This window comes from Ciceribacter lividus, assembly GCF_003337715.1.
Classification (GTDB): domain Bacteria; phylum Pseudomonadota; class Alphaproteobacteria; order Rhizobiales; family Rhizobiaceae; genus Allorhizobium; species Allorhizobium lividum.
In genome coordinates this window covers 60,452-77,145 of sequence record NZ_QPIX01000005.1, presented here as the reverse complement: position 1 = coordinate 77,145, position 16,694 = coordinate 60,452, and the positions used below count along the sequence as shown (strand labels likewise).

14 protein-coding genes and 2 tRNA genes are annotated in these 16,694 nt (G+C 62.2%); 5 read left to right on the top strand and 11 right to left on the bottom strand.

Features of this window, described 5'->3' with window-relative positions:
- Positions 1 to 5 precede the first annotated feature (5 nt).
- Together argS and DFR48_RS10285 are read right to left on the bottom strand one after the other, a co-directional pair.
- Complete coding sequence (argS, locus tag DFR48_RS10290) at positions 6 to 1,766, bottom strand: arginine--tRNA ligase (RefSeq protein ID WP_114363074.1); 1,761 nt, start codon at positions 1,764 to 1,766, stop codon at positions 6 to 8.
- Positions 1,767 to 1,830: 64 nt separating this feature from the next.
- On the bottom strand, positions 1,831 to 3,048 hold the full coding sequence (locus DFR48_RS10285; protein WP_114363073.1) for a deoxyguanosinetriphosphate triphosphohydrolase: 1,218 nt from the start codon (positions 3,046 to 3,048) through the stop codon (positions 1,831 to 1,833).
- 189 nt (positions 3,049 to 3,237) lie between these two features.
- Between DFR48_RS10285 and erpA the strand changes: the two genes are divergently transcribed.
- Entirely contained in the window at positions 3,238 to 3,570 is a 333-nt protein-coding gene (erpA, locus tag DFR48_RS10280; RefSeq protein WP_114363072.1) for an iron-sulfur cluster insertion protein ErpA, read from the top strand.
- A 57-nt stretch (positions 3,571 to 3,627) separates the two neighbouring features.
- Here the strand turns inward: erpA and DFR48_RS10275 are convergent, their stop codons facing one another.
- A complete protein-coding gene (locus DFR48_RS10275; RefSeq protein ID WP_114363071.1) occupies positions 3,628 to 5,130 on the bottom strand; it encodes a nucleobase:cation symporter-2 family protein in 1,503 nt (500 codons plus the stop codon).
- Positions 5,131 to 5,343: 213 nt separating this feature from the next.
- Between DFR48_RS10275 and xth the strand changes: the two genes are divergently transcribed.
- Positions 5,344 to 6,138 (top strand): exodeoxyribonuclease III, encoded by a 795-nt coding sequence (xth, locus tag DFR48_RS10270; protein ID WP_114363070.1) that lies wholly within the window; start codon positions 5,344 to 5,346, stop codon positions 6,136 to 6,138.
- A gap of 9 nt (positions 6,139 to 6,147) precedes the next feature.
- Here the strand turns inward: xth and exoR are convergent, their stop codons facing one another.
- Complete coding sequence (gene exoR / locus DFR48_RS10265; protein WP_114363069.1) at positions 6,148 to 6,945, bottom strand: exopolysaccharide production regulator ExoR; 798 nt, start codon at positions 6,943 to 6,945, stop codon at positions 6,148 to 6,150.
- 69 nt (positions 6,946 to 7,014) lie between these two features.
- Between exoR and DFR48_RS21770 the strand changes: the two genes are divergently transcribed.
- The gene (locus tag DFR48_RS21770) at positions 7,015 to 7,494 is read left to right on the top strand and encodes a hypothetical protein (protein WP_147273526.1); all 480 of its coding nucleotides are present in this window, start codon (positions 7,015 to 7,017) and stop codon (positions 7,492 to 7,494) included.
- Here the strand turns inward: DFR48_RS21770 and DFR48_RS10260 are convergent.
- The 6 genes from DFR48_RS10260 to DFR48_RS10235 form a co-directional block, all read right to left on the bottom strand.
- A complete protein-coding gene (locus tag DFR48_RS10260; RefSeq protein ID WP_114363068.1) occupies positions 7,484 to 8,641 on the bottom strand; it encodes an OmpP1/FadL family transporter in 1,158 nt (385 codons plus the stop codon). The genes DFR48_RS21770 and DFR48_RS10260 overlap by 11 nt on opposite strands.
- A 400-nt stretch (positions 8,642 to 9,041) precedes the next feature.
- On the bottom strand, positions 9,042 to 11,885 hold the full coding sequence (locus DFR48_RS10255; RefSeq protein WP_114363067.1) for a valine--tRNA ligase: 2,844 nt from the start codon (positions 11,883 to 11,885) through the stop codon (positions 9,042 to 9,044).
- A gap of 152 nt (positions 11,886 to 12,037) precedes the next feature.
- The gene (locus tag DFR48_RS10250; protein ID WP_425359247.1) at positions 12,038 to 12,760 is read right to left on the bottom strand and encodes a PopZ family protein; all 723 of its coding nucleotides are present in this window, start codon (positions 12,758 to 12,760) and stop codon (positions 12,038 to 12,040) included.
- A 183-nt stretch (positions 12,761 to 12,943) separates the two neighbouring features.
- Positions 12,944 to 14,272 carry a TolC family outer membrane protein gene (locus DFR48_RS10245; protein WP_114363294.1) on the bottom strand — a complete coding sequence of 443 codons (1,329 nt, stop codon included), beginning with the start codon at positions 14,270 to 14,272 and terminating at the stop codon, positions 12,944 to 12,946.
- A 306-nt stretch (positions 14,273 to 14,578) separates the two neighbouring features.
- On the bottom strand, positions 14,579 to 15,238 hold the full coding sequence (locus tag DFR48_RS10240) for a protein-L-isoaspartate O-methyltransferase family protein (RefSeq protein WP_114363293.1): 660 nt from the start codon (positions 15,236 to 15,238) through the stop codon (positions 14,579 to 14,581).
- Between the two features lie 222 nt (positions 15,239 to 15,460).
- Positions 15,461 to 15,535: transfer RNA gene (locus DFR48_RS10235), tRNA-Asn, on the bottom strand.
- 161 nt (positions 15,536 to 15,696) lie between these two features.
- Here DFR48_RS10235 and DFR48_RS10230 point away from each other — a divergent pair.
- Positions 15,697 to 15,975: a PGPGW domain-containing protein gene (locus tag DFR48_RS10230; protein WP_114363065.1), complete on the top strand. Its 279-nt coding sequence runs from the start codon at positions 15,697 to 15,699 to the stop codon at positions 15,973 to 15,975.
- Positions 15,976 to 16,106: 131 nt separating this feature from the next.
- Positions 16,107 to 16,180: transfer RNA gene (locus DFR48_RS10225), tRNA-Cys, on the top strand.
- 125 nt (positions 16,181 to 16,305) lie between these two features.
- On the opposite strand, the gene DFR48_RS10220 is transcribed toward DFR48_RS10225, so the two are convergent.
- Positions 16,306 to 16,668, bottom strand: a complete 363-nt coding sequence (locus DFR48_RS10220; RefSeq protein ID WP_114363064.1) for a hypothetical protein — start codon at positions 16,666 to 16,668, stop codon at positions 16,306 to 16,308.
- Positions 16,669 to 16,694: the final 26 nt, after the last annotated feature.

Here is a 16,694-nt window from a genome sequence, read left to right as displayed (position 1 = left end):
CAATACTATCGCATTTCAACCGGAGCATCAGTGCCCGTAATGGTCAGTCCGGACTTCAGAACAGAGGCGACAGCACGCACCAGCCCAAGCCTGGCGATGCTCAATTCTCGGTTTTTATCGTTAACAAATCGTAATTCCGGTTGATCCTTGCCTTTGTTCCAGTGCGCGTGGAAGGAACTGGCGAGATCATAAAGGTAAAACGCCACGCGATGAGGCTCCTGCGACTGTGCCGCAGCTTCGATCACGCGCGGATACTCGGCAAGCTTCGCCACCAGTTGCAGCTCTGTCGGATCCTCGATCACTCCCATCACCGCCGACGACAGGTCGAGCCCATCGAAGTCGAGGTCTGGAAATGCTTCCTTCGCCTGACGGAAGACCGACATGCAGCGGGCATGCGCATACTGCACGTAGAAGACCGGATTATCCTTCGACTGTTCCGTCACCTTGGCAAAGTCGAAGTCCAGCGGTTCGCTATTCTTGCGGTAGAGCATCATGAAGCGGACGGAGTCGCGGCCGACCTCGTCGACGACGTCGCGCAACGTCACGAAATCCCCCGACCGCTTGGACATCTTCACCGGCTCGCCGTCGCGATAGAGCTTGACGAGCTGGCAAAGAAGAACGGTGAGCTTCGTCTTGCCGCCGGAGACAGCCCGCGCCACCGCCTCCAGGCGCTTGACGTAGCCGCCATGGTCGGCGCCGAGCACATAGATCATCTCGTCGTAGCCGCGATCGAACTTGTCCTTGAAGTAGGCGACGTCGGCGGCGAAGTAAGTATAACTGCCGTCCGACTTCATCAACGGCCGGTCGATGTCGTCGCCGACCTCGGTCGAGCGGAAGAGCGTCTGCTCGCGATCCTCCCAATCCTCGGGGAGCTGACCCTTCGGCGGCGGCAGGGTGCCACGATAAACGTGTCCCTTGAAGGTGAGGTCGTTGATCGCGGTGCGGATCGCTGCCGCGCCGTTGGCGTGCAGCGCGCGCTCGGAGAAGAAGACGTCGTGGTGGACGTTGAGTTCGGCGAGATCCTCGCGGATCATCACCATCATCGCGTCGATCGCCTTGTCCTTGACGATCTGCAGCCATTCCTCTTCCGGCATGTTGTGGAGCCGGACACCGTATTCCTCCGCCAGAGCCTTGCCGACAGGGACGAGGTAGTCGCCCGGATAGAGGCCGGCCGGGATTTCGCCGACATCCTCGCCCAGGGCTTCGCGATAGCGCAGGAACACGGATCGAGCCAAGACGTCAATCTGGGCGCCTGCGTCGTTGATGTAGTATTCCTTGGCGACCTCGTAGCCCGCGAACTGCAGGAGATTGGCGAGCGCATCGCCGACGACGGCGCCGCGGCAATGGCCGACATGCATCGGACCGGTCGGATTTGCCGAGACGTATTCGACGTTCACCTTGCGACCGGAGCCGAGAACGGAGCGACCGAAGTCGGTCCCCTCGGCGATCACCGCCGAGAGCAGTCGCTGCCAGTACGCCGTCGACACGCGGATATTGATGAAGCCGGGACCTGCGACGGAGACGTCGGAAATGTCTTCGTCTTCCTTCAGCTTCTCGCAGATGATCTCGGCAAGAGCGCGGGGATTCATCGCCAGCGGCTTGGAAAGCACCATCGCGGCATTGGTCGCTGCGTCGCCGTGGCTTGCATCGCGCGGCGGCTCGACGACAATTCGCCCGAAATCAAGCGCGGAACGCTTTTCCTTCACGATTTCCAAGGTTTCGAGCGCGTTCTTAATTCTTGTTTCGAAGTCGGCGAAAAGATTCATCTTCGTTTTCCACGCCGGAACTCTCAAGCTCCGGTTATGTACAGGGGAATTTGCTGGCCGCTGCCTAGCGTAAATCGGGAGTCCGGTCAAACAGACGACGGTGGGCGTTGACCGCATAGGTGTCGGTCATCCCCGCCAGATAGTCGCCGACGTGCCGGGCCTTGGCGGGTTCGTCGAGGCCTGCGATGTGGTCGACCCAGTAGTGGCTGCTCATCAGCGATGGGTCTCGCATGTAGGCCTGGAAGAGATCGGTGACGATCTGCGCGGCGCCGGCGCGGATCCGCATGATCTCCGGATGGCGGTAGATGCGGCTGAACAGCAGGCGTTTGATCTGCCGGTCGGTCTCGGCCATCCCCGCGGAGAAGGTGGCGATCGCGCAGTCGGCGTGGCGGACGTCCGCCGCACATCCGGGCGTGATCTCCCGCAGACGTTCCTGCGCCACCGAGATCACGTCCTCGACCATGCGGGTGATCTGGCGGCGGGTAATCTCGTGGGTGAAGCGGCTCGCCTCGAGTCCCGGATAGAGCCCGTGCACTTCCGCCATCAACCCTGCGAGGAACGGAACCTCCTCCAGCATCTCGAAGGTCAGGTAACCGGAGCGCAGGCCGTCGTCGATGTCGTGAGTGTTGTAGGCGATGTCGTCGGCGATCGCCGCCACCTGCGCCTCGAGGCTCGCGAAGGTGTCGAGTTCGAGATCATGGATTTCGCAATAGTCACGGATCGGCTTCGGGACAGGTCCGCGCGGGCCTTCGCCCGTCGACGTCAACAGCGGCCCATTGTGCTTCACCAGACCTTCGAGCGTCTCCCAGGTGAGGTTCAGCCCGTCGAATTCGGCGTAGCGACGCTCGAGCTTCGTCACGATCCTCAGCGATTGGGCGTTGTGGTCGAAGCCGCCATAGGGCTTCAGAACGTCGTGCAGGGCGTCCTCGCCCGTGTGGCCGAAGGGTGTATGGCCGAAGTCGTGCACCAGCGCCACACCTTCGGCGAGATCTTCGTCCAGCTTGAGGGCTCTGGCGAGCGCACGGGCAATCTGGGCGACCTCGATCGTGTGGGTGAGCCGCGTCCTGTAGTGATCACTGTCCGTGCCGATGAAGACCTGCGTCTTGTGCTTCAGCCGTCGAAAGGCCGTCGTGTGGACGATGCGGTCGCGGTCGCGCTGGAAGTCGGAGCGCGTCGGACTGCTCACTTCAGCGAATAGCCGCCCGCGGGACGACCACGGGTCCGCAGCGTACACCGCCCGCTCACCGGTACCGAAACCCAATGCAGCCCTGTCGATCGTCATTGTCCGTTCCGTCTCGTCCCCATTGACGCCCGTTGCCCGCCTTCATACCTATAGCAGACGATCCCGCAAGCAAGAGAGCGTGCCGGGAGCCGATTTGACGGCAAAAGCGAGCAAACAGGGGCCGCTTCAGGCCGGCTGCCGGGATCAACCATCGATTTTCCACGGGCCTTGAACCCGTCAGGAGGACAAATGAGCGAATCGACCATCACCCTTTCGGACGCCGCGGCCAAGAGGATCGCGGCTGTGGTTGCCGGGGAGCAGGACAAGCACGCCCTGCGCGTCTCCGTCGAAGGCGGAGGCTGCTCCGGCTTCTCTTACAAGTTCGACCTCGAAAGCGCGCCGCAGTCCGACGACCTCGTCATCACCAAGGATGGCGCGACGGTCGTCATCGATCCGGTCTCGCTCGTCTACATGAGCGGATCGGAGATCGACTTCGTCGACAACCTGCTCGGCCAGTCCTTCCAGATCAAGAATCCGAACGCGGTCGCTAGTTGCGGCTGCGGGACCAGCTTTTCGGTCTAATGTCGCCAATACCGCTCTGCAAACCGGCCGGGCTCGGACCCGGCCGGTTTGTTCCTGTCAGTGACCGCCATCGCCGGCCAGGGCAGCCTCGCGCATTTCCGCATCGCTTGCGGAAGAGGTGCCGTTGAAGAAGACGTTCAGCACCACGGCAGAGATCGAGGCCAAAAGGATGCCGGAATCGATCAGCGGATGAATGCTATGCGGCATCCACTGCTTGAAGTTCGGCGCGACCAGCGGGATCATGCCGAACCCGATGGATATCGCGACGACGAACAGATTGTTGCGGCTGGTCTTAAAGTCCACGCCCGAAAGGATCCGGATCCCGGTCGCGGCGACCATGCCGAACATCACCAATCCGGCGCCGCCGAGCACGACGGTCGGCAGAGATTCCACCAGGGCCGCCATTTTCGGAAGCAGACCGAGGATGATCAGAATCACCCCGCCCGCGACGCAGACGAAACGCGACCTGACGCCGGTGACGCCAACGAGGCCGACATTCTGCGAGAAGCTCGTATACGGGAAGGTATTGAAGATACCGCCGATCAGCGTGCCGAGGCCGTCGGTGCGAAGGCCCGCCGCCAGCATCGGCTGGGTTACCGGCTTGCCGGTCATCTCGCCGAGGGCCAGAAACATGCCCGTCGACTCGATCATGACGACAAGCATGACGATGGTCATGGTGACGATGAGGACCGGGTCGAAGATCGGCATGCCGAAATGAAAGGGCAGGACCGGCGCGAACCAGGCGGCATTCGCCACCTTGTCGAAAATCATCATGCCCGTGGCTGCGGCAAGGATCCCGCCGATGACGATGCCGAGGAGCACGGAAATGTTGGCGACGAAGCCCTTGGCGAAACGCGCAATCAGCAGGATCGATGCCAGCACGATGGCCGAGACCGCGATGCCGGAAAGCGGCGCGTAGGCGGCGTTCGGCACGCTCGGGGCCAGCGCAAGCTTGGCCGGTATCTCCGGGATGGCCCCTGCCCCGGTCGCGGCCAGCGCCTTCACATCCTCCAGCCATTTGGCATGGGCCGGATCGAGAATGTTCGGCGCCGTCGGCCCGAACGGATTTCCGAAGATCCAGTTGATGCCGATCCGCATCAGCGAAACGCCGATGATAAGGATGATCGTGCCGGTTACGACCGGCGGGAAGAAGCGCAGCAGGCGGCTGACCAGCGGCGCAATCAGCATAGCGACTATGCCGGCACCGATGATCGAGCCGAATATGAGGCGCGCGCCATCGGCGCCGCCCGAGATATTGGCCATGGAAACCATGGGACCGACGGACGCGAACGTGACGCCCATCATCACCGGCAGGCGGATGCCGAACCATTGGGTGACGCCGAGCGACTGGATCAGCGTGACGATGCCGCAGGCGAACAGGTCTGCGGAGATCAGAAAAGCGACGTCTTCCGGCGGCAGTTTCAACGCGCGGCCGATGATCAGCGGTACTGCGATGGCACCGGCGTACATGACGAGAACGTGCTGCAGGCCGAGTGTCGCGAGCCGCGACATCGGCAGCACCTCATCGACCGGATGCGTCTTGGTACTGACGTTTGACATGAGTAGTGTCCCCTTTTCTTGCGGGCGTTTGTCGCCCGGCGCTGCTTGCCCCAAAAGGAGCGGCCACCGGCTCTACCGCCCCCATGAGCCGGCCAGGGAAGAATGGAGTGTTGTCATAGAATGTCAAAGGGGCCGCGGCCGGCAATGCACAAAAGCCGGTGGCAAAATTCGCCCTGTCGTCTATGAAGAAGGGAAGACGAAGGGAAGCAATCCATGAAGATCGCCACTTGGAACATCAACGGGGTGAAGGCGCGCATCGCAAATCTCTGCGAATGGCTGAAAAGCTCCGCGCCGGACATCGTCTGTCTCCAGGAAATCAAGTCCGAAGACGCCGGCTTTCCCAGACTGGAGATCGAGGCGCTCGGCTACCACGTCGAGACGCATGGCCAGAAGGGGTTCAACGGGGTGGCCTTGCTCTCGAAGATGAAGCCGGACGAGGTCAATCGCGGGTTGCCCGGTGATGACGGGGACGAACAGGCGCGCTTCATCGAAGGCGTGTTTTCAGTCAAGGGTGGTGCGCTGCGCGTCTGCTCGCTCTACCTGCCGAACGGCAATCCCCCGGACGATCCGGTAAAATATCCCTACAAGCTCGCCTGGATGGAACGGCTGAAGGCGTTCGCCGAAGACCGTCTCGCGCTCGAGGAACCGCTGATCCTCGCCGGAGACTACAACGTCATCCCCGAGCCCTACGACTGCCACGATCCGCTGGTCTGGGCTGGCGACGCGCTCTTCCTGCCGCAGACACGCGAAGCGTTCCGCCGGCTCGAACATCTCGGCCTCGTCGACGCAGTGCGCGCGACGACCGACGAGACGAAGCTCTATTCCTTCTGGGATTACCAGGGCGGCGCCTGGCAGAAGAACAACGGCATCCGCATCGACCACCTTCTGCTCTCGCCGGAGGCAACGGACCGTTTCCGGGCCGGGCAGATCGAAAAGCACGTGCGGACGTGGGAAAAGCCCTCCGATCACGTGCCCGTCGCGGGCTGGTTCGATTTCGAGGCTGCCTGACGGCCGCCGTCATTCGGGCTGGCGATAGATCTCCGGAGCGAGCGCGATCGCCACGCGACGATCGTTTTCACTGGCGAGCGAGAAAGCCTGCTCCTGCAGGTCCTGCATCCACAGACACTCGGACGGGCTGCACTTGTCCAGTGCGGCGGTCATGAAGGCGAGGCCACGGACACTCTGGCCCTCCTGGAAAATCAGGTTCCCGAATACCGCCATGGCCCCGGGGTGGCCGCTCTTGCGCGCCAGATTGAGCCACTTCTTGGCCTGCTGGGTGCTGACCTTGCCACCCTCGCCCGTCAGCATCATTCGGGCAAGCTGGAACTGTGCCTCCGGAATGCCGAAGGTCGAAGCGACCTGGAAATAGAGTTGACGCGCCTGCGCGAGATCGATCTTGATGGGACTGCCCGGAATGCCCTTGCGATAATAACCGGCCAGCGCCAGCAGCGCATTGACGAAGAAACCGGTATCTTCCGAACCCGGCTCGACACCCTGGCTTGCGATCTCCGAGTAAATCTTGAACGCCTCGAAATCGTCCTCGACGACGCCGTCGCCATCCGCATACATGTTCGCGAGCGCCCAGCGCGAGCCGGTGTGACCCTTCTCGGCGGCATAGCGGTAGGCTTCGACAGCCTCCTGCTTCTGGCCGTTCTTGTAGGCCTTGAAGCCGAATTTGAAGAGGTCGAAGGGTCCTGACTCCTTGCTCACGCCAGCATTGATGTCGAAGGCATGCCCCGCCGCCGTCCCGGCGAGGACGAAGAGCAGCGAGGAGAACAGCAGCTTACCCGGATATTTCCAGTCTGGCGTTTGCATGATTGCGTATTTCTTCCACATCACCACAGACGACGGCAGCCTTCGAGGCCTCGTTCGGCTCGACTTGCCATGTCCGTGAAACTATTGTCCGCGACACTGGTGAACATACCGTTCACCGTCACGCCTCCTCCGGCATGCGTTGCTTTGCCAGGCAACGAGAAGTCATCGGCGACCTTCTTCAAGGTAGTTTGTATTTCGGGCAAGACTGCGGCTGCGGACGTCGCAGGCGCCAAAAAACTCACGGCGCAATCCCGAAACACCGATCTTCTCGGCGCGTCTGCGGAATTCAGAAGGTTTTCTGCGGCTACAAGGCTCATGTCATACTCAACCGACGAACTACGCAACACCCAACTCAAGCATTCGTCGCTGCATCGCTGCGCTCCGTTTGTGGCGGGAAATGGACAAAATCCCCGGATATGCGGGGTCTCCGCAACGATAGGGAAAATGTTGCCGATTTGCCACAATCCCTCGCCCTCCGCAGCCACACAACGCGAAAAGCCCGGACAAGCCGGGCTTTTCAATATCAATGATGCGGATCTCAGAAGGTGATCCGGTAGGAGCCGGAAACCGCGTAGGCCCAATCGCCGTTCGCCGTGGCATTGTAGCTCGCACCGTCCGCCAAGGACTGACTGCCTTCGGTCAGGTAGCTGACAGCGCCGCCGAAGCGAAGCTCGCCGGGACCGGCCTTGACCGAAACGCCGGCGGCGACGGTCCAGGTATCGGTGTAGATGTCTGCACCGGTGCCGACGCCGCTGTCCCAGGTGACATTCACCGTGCCGGCGAACTGATCGTTGAACTTGTGGGCGACGCCCGCCTGAAGTGTCCAGCCATCCTTCCAGTTATAGACGTCCTGCTGAGGCGTGTAGCCACCCGGCGCCATCGGGTTGCCGACGCTGTAGTCGAGGGTCTGCAGAACGCTCCAGTCCGTCCACTTGACCGAGCCGTAAACCAGCCAGCCAGGGGCGACACCGGTCTGCAGGCTGAGCTTCAGCGACTGTGGCAGCGTGCCACTGCCGAAGGCGTCCTGCAGTCCGAAGGGCGCGATCGCCGGATCCCAATCGAACGAGCCCACGTCGGCGTCGTGCTTGACCTTGGAGCGATACATCAACTGCGCGCGCATCGCATATTCCGGGATGTCATAGGCGACACCGAGGCGATATCCGAAGGCTGCCTTATCCTCAAGCGTCAAGTCGCCGCGATACGCGTTCGCAGTGTACTTGAAGTCCTGCAGGAAGACGCCGCCGAGGAAGTGGACACGCCCCTTGCCGGCCTGCGCGCTGACGTCGCAGGTCGCACCGTATTCGTTGGTGATAAAATCCTTGTGGCTGGCGCCCGCGCCGCCGCCGAGAAGGCTCGCCATCTGAGCCTGCGGGCCATAATCCGCATCGGCACCGAAGGGCTGCGTATAGGTGAGGGCGCAGCCGAAGTTTTCGGACATCTGGAACTTCGCGGCGAAGCTCGGAATCCAGTAGTCGTTGCTATAGCGGTCATCAGTGGCCGCGGCGCCGGCGATGGTATCAAATTTGCGATGCGGCGAAACGTAGATGACGCCGCCCCGCGCCACGTAGGTTCCGTCTTCAAACAGGATGTCGGTATCGGCCTCGCCGCGACTGAAGCCACCGGCGTTCGCTACCGACGCCAGGGCGCCGAAACCGACCGCGAACACGACTCCGGATTTAAAAAATTGCTTTGCCATCTCTCTCCCCACTCCAAGGCATAACGACTGTTGGGCATTCTAATCACGGTCTTTGATATCACAACGTTACCACACCAGGGACCACTGCCGCCGCGAACCGCCCAAATTTACGTAAAAATGCTGACGCACACGTAAGATATCGGAAACTGAGCAACAAAATTCCCATAGCTCAACCGGATTACGCATTTTGAGGTAATATTTTCCAGTACACGAACGATCTGTTACCCTAAAAACACACTCACAGATTTGTGACCAATCACAGACAACGTGGCTCTCGAAGCGCTTCGAGCGACATTTTCCATGCCGAATCAAATCGATATGAGGAATCCGCATGCCTTGCGGCATGCGGCTCCCCAAAAAATGCACAGGAATCCGGAGACTCGCGGAAGGTTGCCGCGACTCAGCTGGCCTCCGCCAAACGCTTAAGAGCGGTATCGAGGCTCGCGCGCTGGATCTCCAGTTCGCCATAGCGTTCGCGTTCGGCGGTGACGACATCAGGGTTGGCGTTGGCGACGAACTTCTCGTTGGCGAGTTTCGAGGCGATACGGTTCATTTCCTGCTCGACCTTGGCGATCGCCTTTTCGAGACGCGCCTTTTCGGCGCCGATGTCGATGAGGCTTCCGAGCGGCAGGCAGGCTGTTGCCTCACCGATGACGATCTGGGCGGCTCCCTTCGGAGCCTCCGGCGCGAGCGCGATGCTTTCCACGCGCGCCAGCCGCTTGATCGATGCCTCGTGGCGCAGCAGGCGCTCCTGCGTGACGCCGTTCGCCGCGACGACGACGAGCGGTGCAACCGCCCCCGGAGGAACGTTCATCTCCGCACGCGCCGAGCGGATGCCGGACACCAGGTCGATCAGCCAGTTGATGTCGCTCGCGGCCCCTTCGTCGGCGAAGTCGGGTGCCGGCCAGGCTGCGTGGCAAAGCAGCGTCTCCCGCTCCCTGCCCTCGCCCGCCGTATGGGCCCAGAGTTCTTCGGTGATGAAAGGCATGAAGGGATGCAGGAGCTTGTAGGTCTCCTCCAGCACATAGGCCGCACAGGCCTGTGCCTCCTTCTTGGCAACCTCGTCGTCGCCCGCGAAGACCGGCTTCAGCAGTTCGAGGTACCAGTCGCAGAACTGGTTCCAGACGAAGCGGTAGAGGGCGCCTGCCGCGTCGTTGAAGCGGTAGTTGGCAATCCCCTCCGTCACGTCACGCTCGGTCCGTGCCAGTTCAGTCAGGATCCAGCGGTTGATTTCGAGTGTCGTCGTTTCGGGCAGGAAGTGCGGATCGTTCGCCGCGCCGTTCATCTCGGCGAAGCGGGTCGCGTTCCAGAGCTTGGTGCCGAAGTTGCGGTAGCCGGCGATACGCGAGGGATCGAGCTTCACGTCGCGCCCCTGCGCCGCCATGATGGCCAGCGTGAAGCGCAGCGCGTCGGCGCCGTATTCGTCGATCAGTTGCAGCGGATCGATGACGTTGCCCTTCGACTTCGACATCTTCTGGCCGTTCTTGTCGCGGACCAGCGCGTGTACGTACACGGCATGGAAGGGCTCGACCGGCGTGCCGTTCTCGTCCTTCATGAAGTGCATTCCCATCATCATCATCCGGGCGACCCAGAAGAAGATGATGTCGAAGCCGGTGACCAGCACATCCGTCGGATAGTACTTGGCGAGCGCCTCTGTCTTCTGCGGCCAGCCGAGCGTCGAGAACGGCCAGAGTGCAGAGGAGAACCACGTGTCGAGCACGTCCTCGTCACGCGTCAGGATCTCGCCCGGTGCGAAGTTCTCGAGCTTCTCCTCGACCCAGGCCTTCCACGGGCCCTCGTGGGAGATGTAGTGCTGAATGGCGGCGTGCAGCGCCTCTTCCTCGGTCTTCTCGACGAAGACTTGCCCGTCCGGGCCGTACCAGGCGGGAATCTGGTGTCCCCACCACAGCTGGCGCGAGACGCACCAGGGCTGGATGTTCTCCATCCACTCGAAATAGGTCTTTTCCCAGTTCTTCGGGACGAACTTCGTGCGGCCTTCGCGAACGGAGGCGATCGCCGGCTTGGCGAGGGTCTTGGCGTCGACATACCATTGTTCGGTCAGTCGCGGTTCGATCGGAACGCCGCCGCGGTCGCCATGCGGCACCATGTGCTTGTGGGGCTCGATCTTGTCGACCAGTCCTTCAGCCTCGAGGATCTCGACGATCTTCTTGCGGGCAGCGAAACGGTCGAGCCCTTCGAGCTCGGACCAGACCATCTCCTGCTCGCGGGTCGGCGTCAGGCCTTCCATGAAATCGTCATTGCCGACGATGCCTACGGTCGCATCGACGTTCAGGATGTTGACCATGCTCAGGCAGGCCCGCTTGCCGACCTCGAAGTCGTTGAAGTCGTGCGCCGGCGTCATCTTGACCGCACCGGTTCCGGCGGTCGGGTCCGGATACTCGTCCGCAACGATCGGAATGCGGCGCCCGACGATCGGCAGGATCACGTGCTTGCCGACGATCTCCTTGTAGCGCGCGTCATCCGGATGGACGGCGACGCCGGTATCGCCGAGCATCGTCTCCGGACGGGTCGTCGCGACGACCAGATAGTCGCGCGCCTCCCATTCGGTCGGATTGCCGTCTTCATCGAAGGCGACCGGATGCTGGTAGGTGACGCCGTCTTCCAGCGGATAGCGCAGGTGCCAGAGATTGCCGTTCACCTCGATCTGCTCGACCTCGAGATCGGAGATCGCCGTCAGCAGCTTCGGATCCCAGTTGACGAGCCGCTTGTCCTTGTAGATCAGCCCTTCCTTGTAGAGGCTGACGAAGACCTCGACCACGGCTTCGGAGAGCCCTTCATCCATGGTGAAGCGCTCGCGCGACCAGTCACAGGAGGCGCCGAGACGGCGCAACTGATTGAAGATCAGGCCACCGGACTCGTTCTTCCATTCCCAGACCTTCTCGACGAAGGCATCGCGCCCCATCTCGCGCCGGCCGGGAAGCTGACGCTCCATCAACTGCCGCTCCACGACCATCTGCGTGGCGATACCGGCATGGTCCATGCCCGGCTGCCACAGCACGTCCTTGCCGCGCATCCGCTCGAAGCGGATCATGACGTCCTGCAAGGTGTTGTTGAGCGCGTGTCCCATGTGCAGCGAACCGGTCACGTTCGGCGGCGGGATGACGATGGTGAAGCTATCCTCGCCTGCCTTGGCATTGGCGCCGGCACGGAAAGCGTCGGCGTCCTCCCAGGCCTTGGCGATTTTCGGTTCGACTGTCGTGGCGTCGTAGGTTTTTTCGAGCATTTCCTGACCAAACCTAGAAAGCGTTGAAGGGATCAACACGGATTGATGTTACTTAAGCGGTAAACCGGACGGGGCCGTCAGTGTCAACAAGAAAGCCGCCCCGGACGCCGGAGCGGCCCGAAGCGGCCTGTCCCTGTCTTCGTCGCTGAAAATCAGCGGCGCGGACCGCGGGCGACCCGTTCGATCTCCTCGCGCACCAGCCGTTCGACGAGCGTCGGAAGATTGTCGTCGAGCCATTCCTGCAGCATCGGACGGAGCATTTCCTCCGCCATCTCGTCGAGCGAGCGGCGCTGGCTACCGTCGATGGCTTCGGCGAGTTCGCCGAAGGAGCGGGCCACCTGCTCGCGCGTTTCGGCCGAGACGAGCGCCTTGCTCTCCGTCTCGCCCTGCAGGGCAACCGGTTGCAGTGTTTCGACGACCACGTCGGCCGGCGCACTCGGTGCGACAAAGGTCTCTGCCGGCTCGGCGGCATGCTGGACAACCTTCCGCTCCGGCTCCACCTGCGGCATGGACGAGCGCAACTCTGCCATGCGGCTGGTCATCACCGGGCTGACCGGCAGCGGCGTCTCGACGGAGCGACCGAGCACAGGCTCGACCCGTTCGCTCGACGAGCGCACGCGTGCGGCGAGATCGGCAAGGGAAACGTTCTTCGGGGACGGCTTCTCGACGGGTTCGGGAGCGGTGGTCTGGACGGAGGGGACTGCGCCGCCCCGGTCGTTCGCGGCATACATGGCAGGTGCAGCGTCATCGATTGCCAGCGCCAGATCGTCGTCACCGTCTTCGTAGACCGGCGGCAGGGAGGCCGAGTCGAGCTTCGCGCTTTCCGGATCGTTGCTCTCGATAATCCGGCGGATCGACGCCAAGATCTCTTCCATCGACGGTTCACGCGCTACACTTGGCTGAGCCATATTCTTCCCCGTTTTCCCTGAAGATTCAATCGCCGGCACCATGCACCGGACATTGATTCGTTCCACCTTAGGATACTCCCTCGGGGAAAAAAATCACGCCGCAGGTTCGCTTCGGCGTGATGCACAGGTTTATTCAGGAAGGAGGCAGTCTCAGCGGCCGTCGACCGTTCGGAGGCCGAACCACTTGTCCTTGACTTCTTCGTAGTGCCCTTCGGAGCGGTATTCGGCGACCTCGAGCCCCTGGCTCTGGATGGTCAGCTTGCCGGATGCCGCCAGCACCGAATAGCTGGCGACGACCGCATTGCGCTGATAGCCGACGAGGCTCTCCTTGGCCTGAAGCACGGTATCCTGCGCATTCAGGACGTCGAGCGTGGTCTTCTGCCCGACATTGCGCTCCTCGATGACGCCCTGGAGAGCGAGATTGGCGGCGCTCAACTGCTTGCGTGCTGCCGAAATCGCGGCGGTCGCGGCCTGCATCTGGGCATAGGCCGAGGTTACCTGCTGGCGTACCGCTGCGCGTGCCGAGTCGACCATGATCCTCTGTTCGCCGAGCGTCTCCTTCGCCTGACGGATGCGGCCGAATTCCGCGCCGCCCTGGTAGAGCGGCACCTTGAGCTGGGCTGTGATCGAGGCACTCGAATAGTCCGTATCGCTGCTGCTCGAATTCGTCGTCGTGTGACGGCCTACATTGCCCTGGATGACGACACCGGGAAGCAGCATGCCTTCGGCCGACTTCACCTGGTAGCCGGCGGCATCCACCGCGTGCAGGGCGGCGAGAACCGACGGATGCTCGCGGATTGCCGAGGCGACCGCGCCATCGAGGGTCGACGGCAGCGCCTTGCTCGCCGGACTGGGTTGCTTGACGCCGGAGGGCGCCTCGCCGACAACCTGTACATAGGTCGCCTCGCTCTGCTTCAGCTGGGCGATCGCGGCGGCAAGAAGCGCCTGCGCGCCGGCAAGCTGCGCCTCTGCCTGGCTGACGTCGGTGCGGGTTCCCTCGCCCACTTCGAGACGGGCATTGGCCGCGTTCAGCTGCTCCTGCAGGAAGGCAAGGTTCTGTTTGCGGATGACGACGATCTGCTGGTCGCGGGCCACGTCCGCATAGGCCTGCGCGGCTGCGAGCAGGATGGAGATCTCGTTGGCCTTCAGATTCTCGCGACTCGCAAAGACGCCCGATTCCGCTGCACGGACATTGTTCAGCGTCTGAAATCCATCGAAGATCATCTGCGTGATCGAGAGGCCGACATCCGTCTGATTGTAGTCATTGGTGTAGCCCGAGGGCATGCCGCTCACGTGTCCGACCGACAATTGCGTCGCCGACGCTGTTGCCGCGACCTGGGGCCGCATGCCGGCCTTGGCGATGGTGACGTTTTCGTCGGTTGCCCTCAGGCGTGCCCGCACTGCGTTGAGATCCGGATTGTTCTCATAGGCCTTTGCCATGGCGCCGAAGATCGTTTCGGCGGCGGCCATTCCCGGCATCAGCGCCAGAACGGACGCCAGAGTGGCGGCACATACGGTCTTTCGAATGAACGACACGGGACATCAACTCCAAATTTTTCCGCTAACCCGACGGGTCCTCGGGCAAAACCATGGCTTTGATTCCCGAGCTGTCGCGGACGCTCCCTCCCCTAGATGACCCGACGCTCGCAAAGTCGCAACCCGGACCGCTCCGTCGCAAAAAGAAAACCGACGCGACGTTGCCAAAAAACAACATGCCGCATCGGCTCGATCAAAGGCAATCCGGGGTGGCGGCGCCATCCCCGGCCAATATGTCGCAGGCTGAGGTCAGAAGACGAATTCGGCCGCCTTGCGGAAGCCCGGCAGCGGCTTCACCGCGGCGTTGAAATGCTCTCCGAAGGAGGACACGCCGTGGGCACGGACATAAAGCCGCGCGCGGGCGGCGTTGCCGTAGCCGACGACGGCGACCAGTCGCCCACCCTCGTGGAGTTGCGACAGCAGCGCCTCGGGCACCTCTTCGACCGCACCGTTGACGAAGATGACGTCGTAGGGGCCTTCGTTCGCATAACCCTTTTCGAGATCGCCGGTCACCACCGCCACGTTATCGTAGCCGAGTTCGGAAAGCGTACCCGTCGCCTTGGCCGCCAGGGCCTCGTCGCACTCGACGGCGACCACCGAACCGGCAACTTGCGAGAGAATCGCCGCGGCATAGCCGGCGCCGCAACCGATCTCGAGAACGACGTCGTCCTTGGTGATGGCGGCGAGCTGGATGAGCTTGGCGAGCGGCGACGGCTCCATGATGTAGCGGGGCGGGTTACCGCCCCCGATCTGCAGGTCCTCGTCGATATAGGCGAGCGGCTTCAGCTCGGTCGGCACGAATGCCTCGCGCGGTACCGTCAGAAACGCCGAAAGCACGGAGTGCGACGTCACATCGGTCGTACGTATCTGGTTGTCCACCATCTTGGTGCGTGCAGCTTCGAAGTCCATCATGATTGTCGTCCCACTTGCGGCCGGGTGTCTGTCTCTCGGCGTGTCATAATTGCAGGAAGGGCCGCTTTCAAGGCTTCCCCTCCGCGATCGGGGCAAATCGCGACGAACTGACGTCGAAAAGCACGGCGGGAAGGACCAGACCGGCCGGCGGCTCCGAAAAAAACAAAGGCCGGTTCGGAAACCGAACCGGCCTTGCATCCAGCACTTCTGCTGAGAAACTGGCTCCCCGGGCCGGATTCGAACCGGCGACCTGTCGATTAACAGTCGAATGCTCTACCGCTGAGCTACCAGGGATCACCGCTCGCCGCGGCGTGAGGGGGCTAATACAAATGCTGGCACGATTTGCCAAGCGGTTTTTTCAAAAAAATGCCGCGCCCTTGTGCAATTCTCCCAAGCACCCATCTTTTCCCCAGGCGGGACAAGGTTTTGGTACGTTTCCGCGATATAGGTAGCGAATGGCCGAAAAGAAGTTTCACATCGACAGGGAGAAAGGTCGCCTGATCCTCGGGCGGCTGGAACTGCCCTTCCCCCGCTCGCGCAACGGGCGCGTTGCCGTGGGCTCCGGCCTCGTCGCCGGCGGTATCCTCGGCTTCCTCCCGGTTCTGGGCTTCTGGATGATTCCGCTCGGGCTGCTGATCCTGTCGCAGGAACTGCCCTCGGTGCGCCGGCGCAGACGCAAGGCCGCGATCTGGTGGCGCAAGCGCTATCCACAGGTCAATCGCGCCGGGCACTGACGCTCATCCGTGATTTTCTGCCCGGCAGTGGGGCGTGCGACAAAAAAACGGACCTCTACGGAGGTTCCCCCTTGCGCTCGTCTTTGATCCGTTCTAAACGCCCGTCACCACTCGCTTTTAAAGCATCGGACGGCCTCGTGGCGGAGTGGTTACGCAGAGGACTGCAAATCCTTGCACCCCGGTTCGATTCCGGGCGAGGCCTCCACCGCTCCCCGAAACGTCGCGCAAGCACCTGAATTTGCTCATAGATTTTTCAGGTGTGGCAGTTTGGACTTGAACCGTTCGCCACACTTTTTTCAGGTGTGGCAGTCCGTTCCGCTTCCCCCCTACTCACCTCCCCCGTCCGCTCTGGCTTGCTTCGATCCGCTGCAGTATTTCGCGCGTCACCCGCATGTCCGTGGCGGGGCTGTTGAGTGTGCTTTCCACCGCCCGCATCGCGGTCGCCGAATCGGTGGCCTGTTTCTCGACATTGCCGATGCGGAATTCGTGATTGTCGATCAGCCGGGGCAGCGCCTCGAGGCTCGTCACCCGTTTGTCGATCCGGTCGATCGCGGCGCGATTGGCGGATTGCCCGTCCGTCAGCCGCGCCCAGGTCGCCCCCCATGCGGCGATCCCGCCGGCGAAACCGATCAGGATCACGATCGTATTGAGGTTCCACTCCCATTTCCAGGCTGGCGCCTTCACCGTGGTCATGTCGCTTTCCTCGCTCAAGCCCCTGC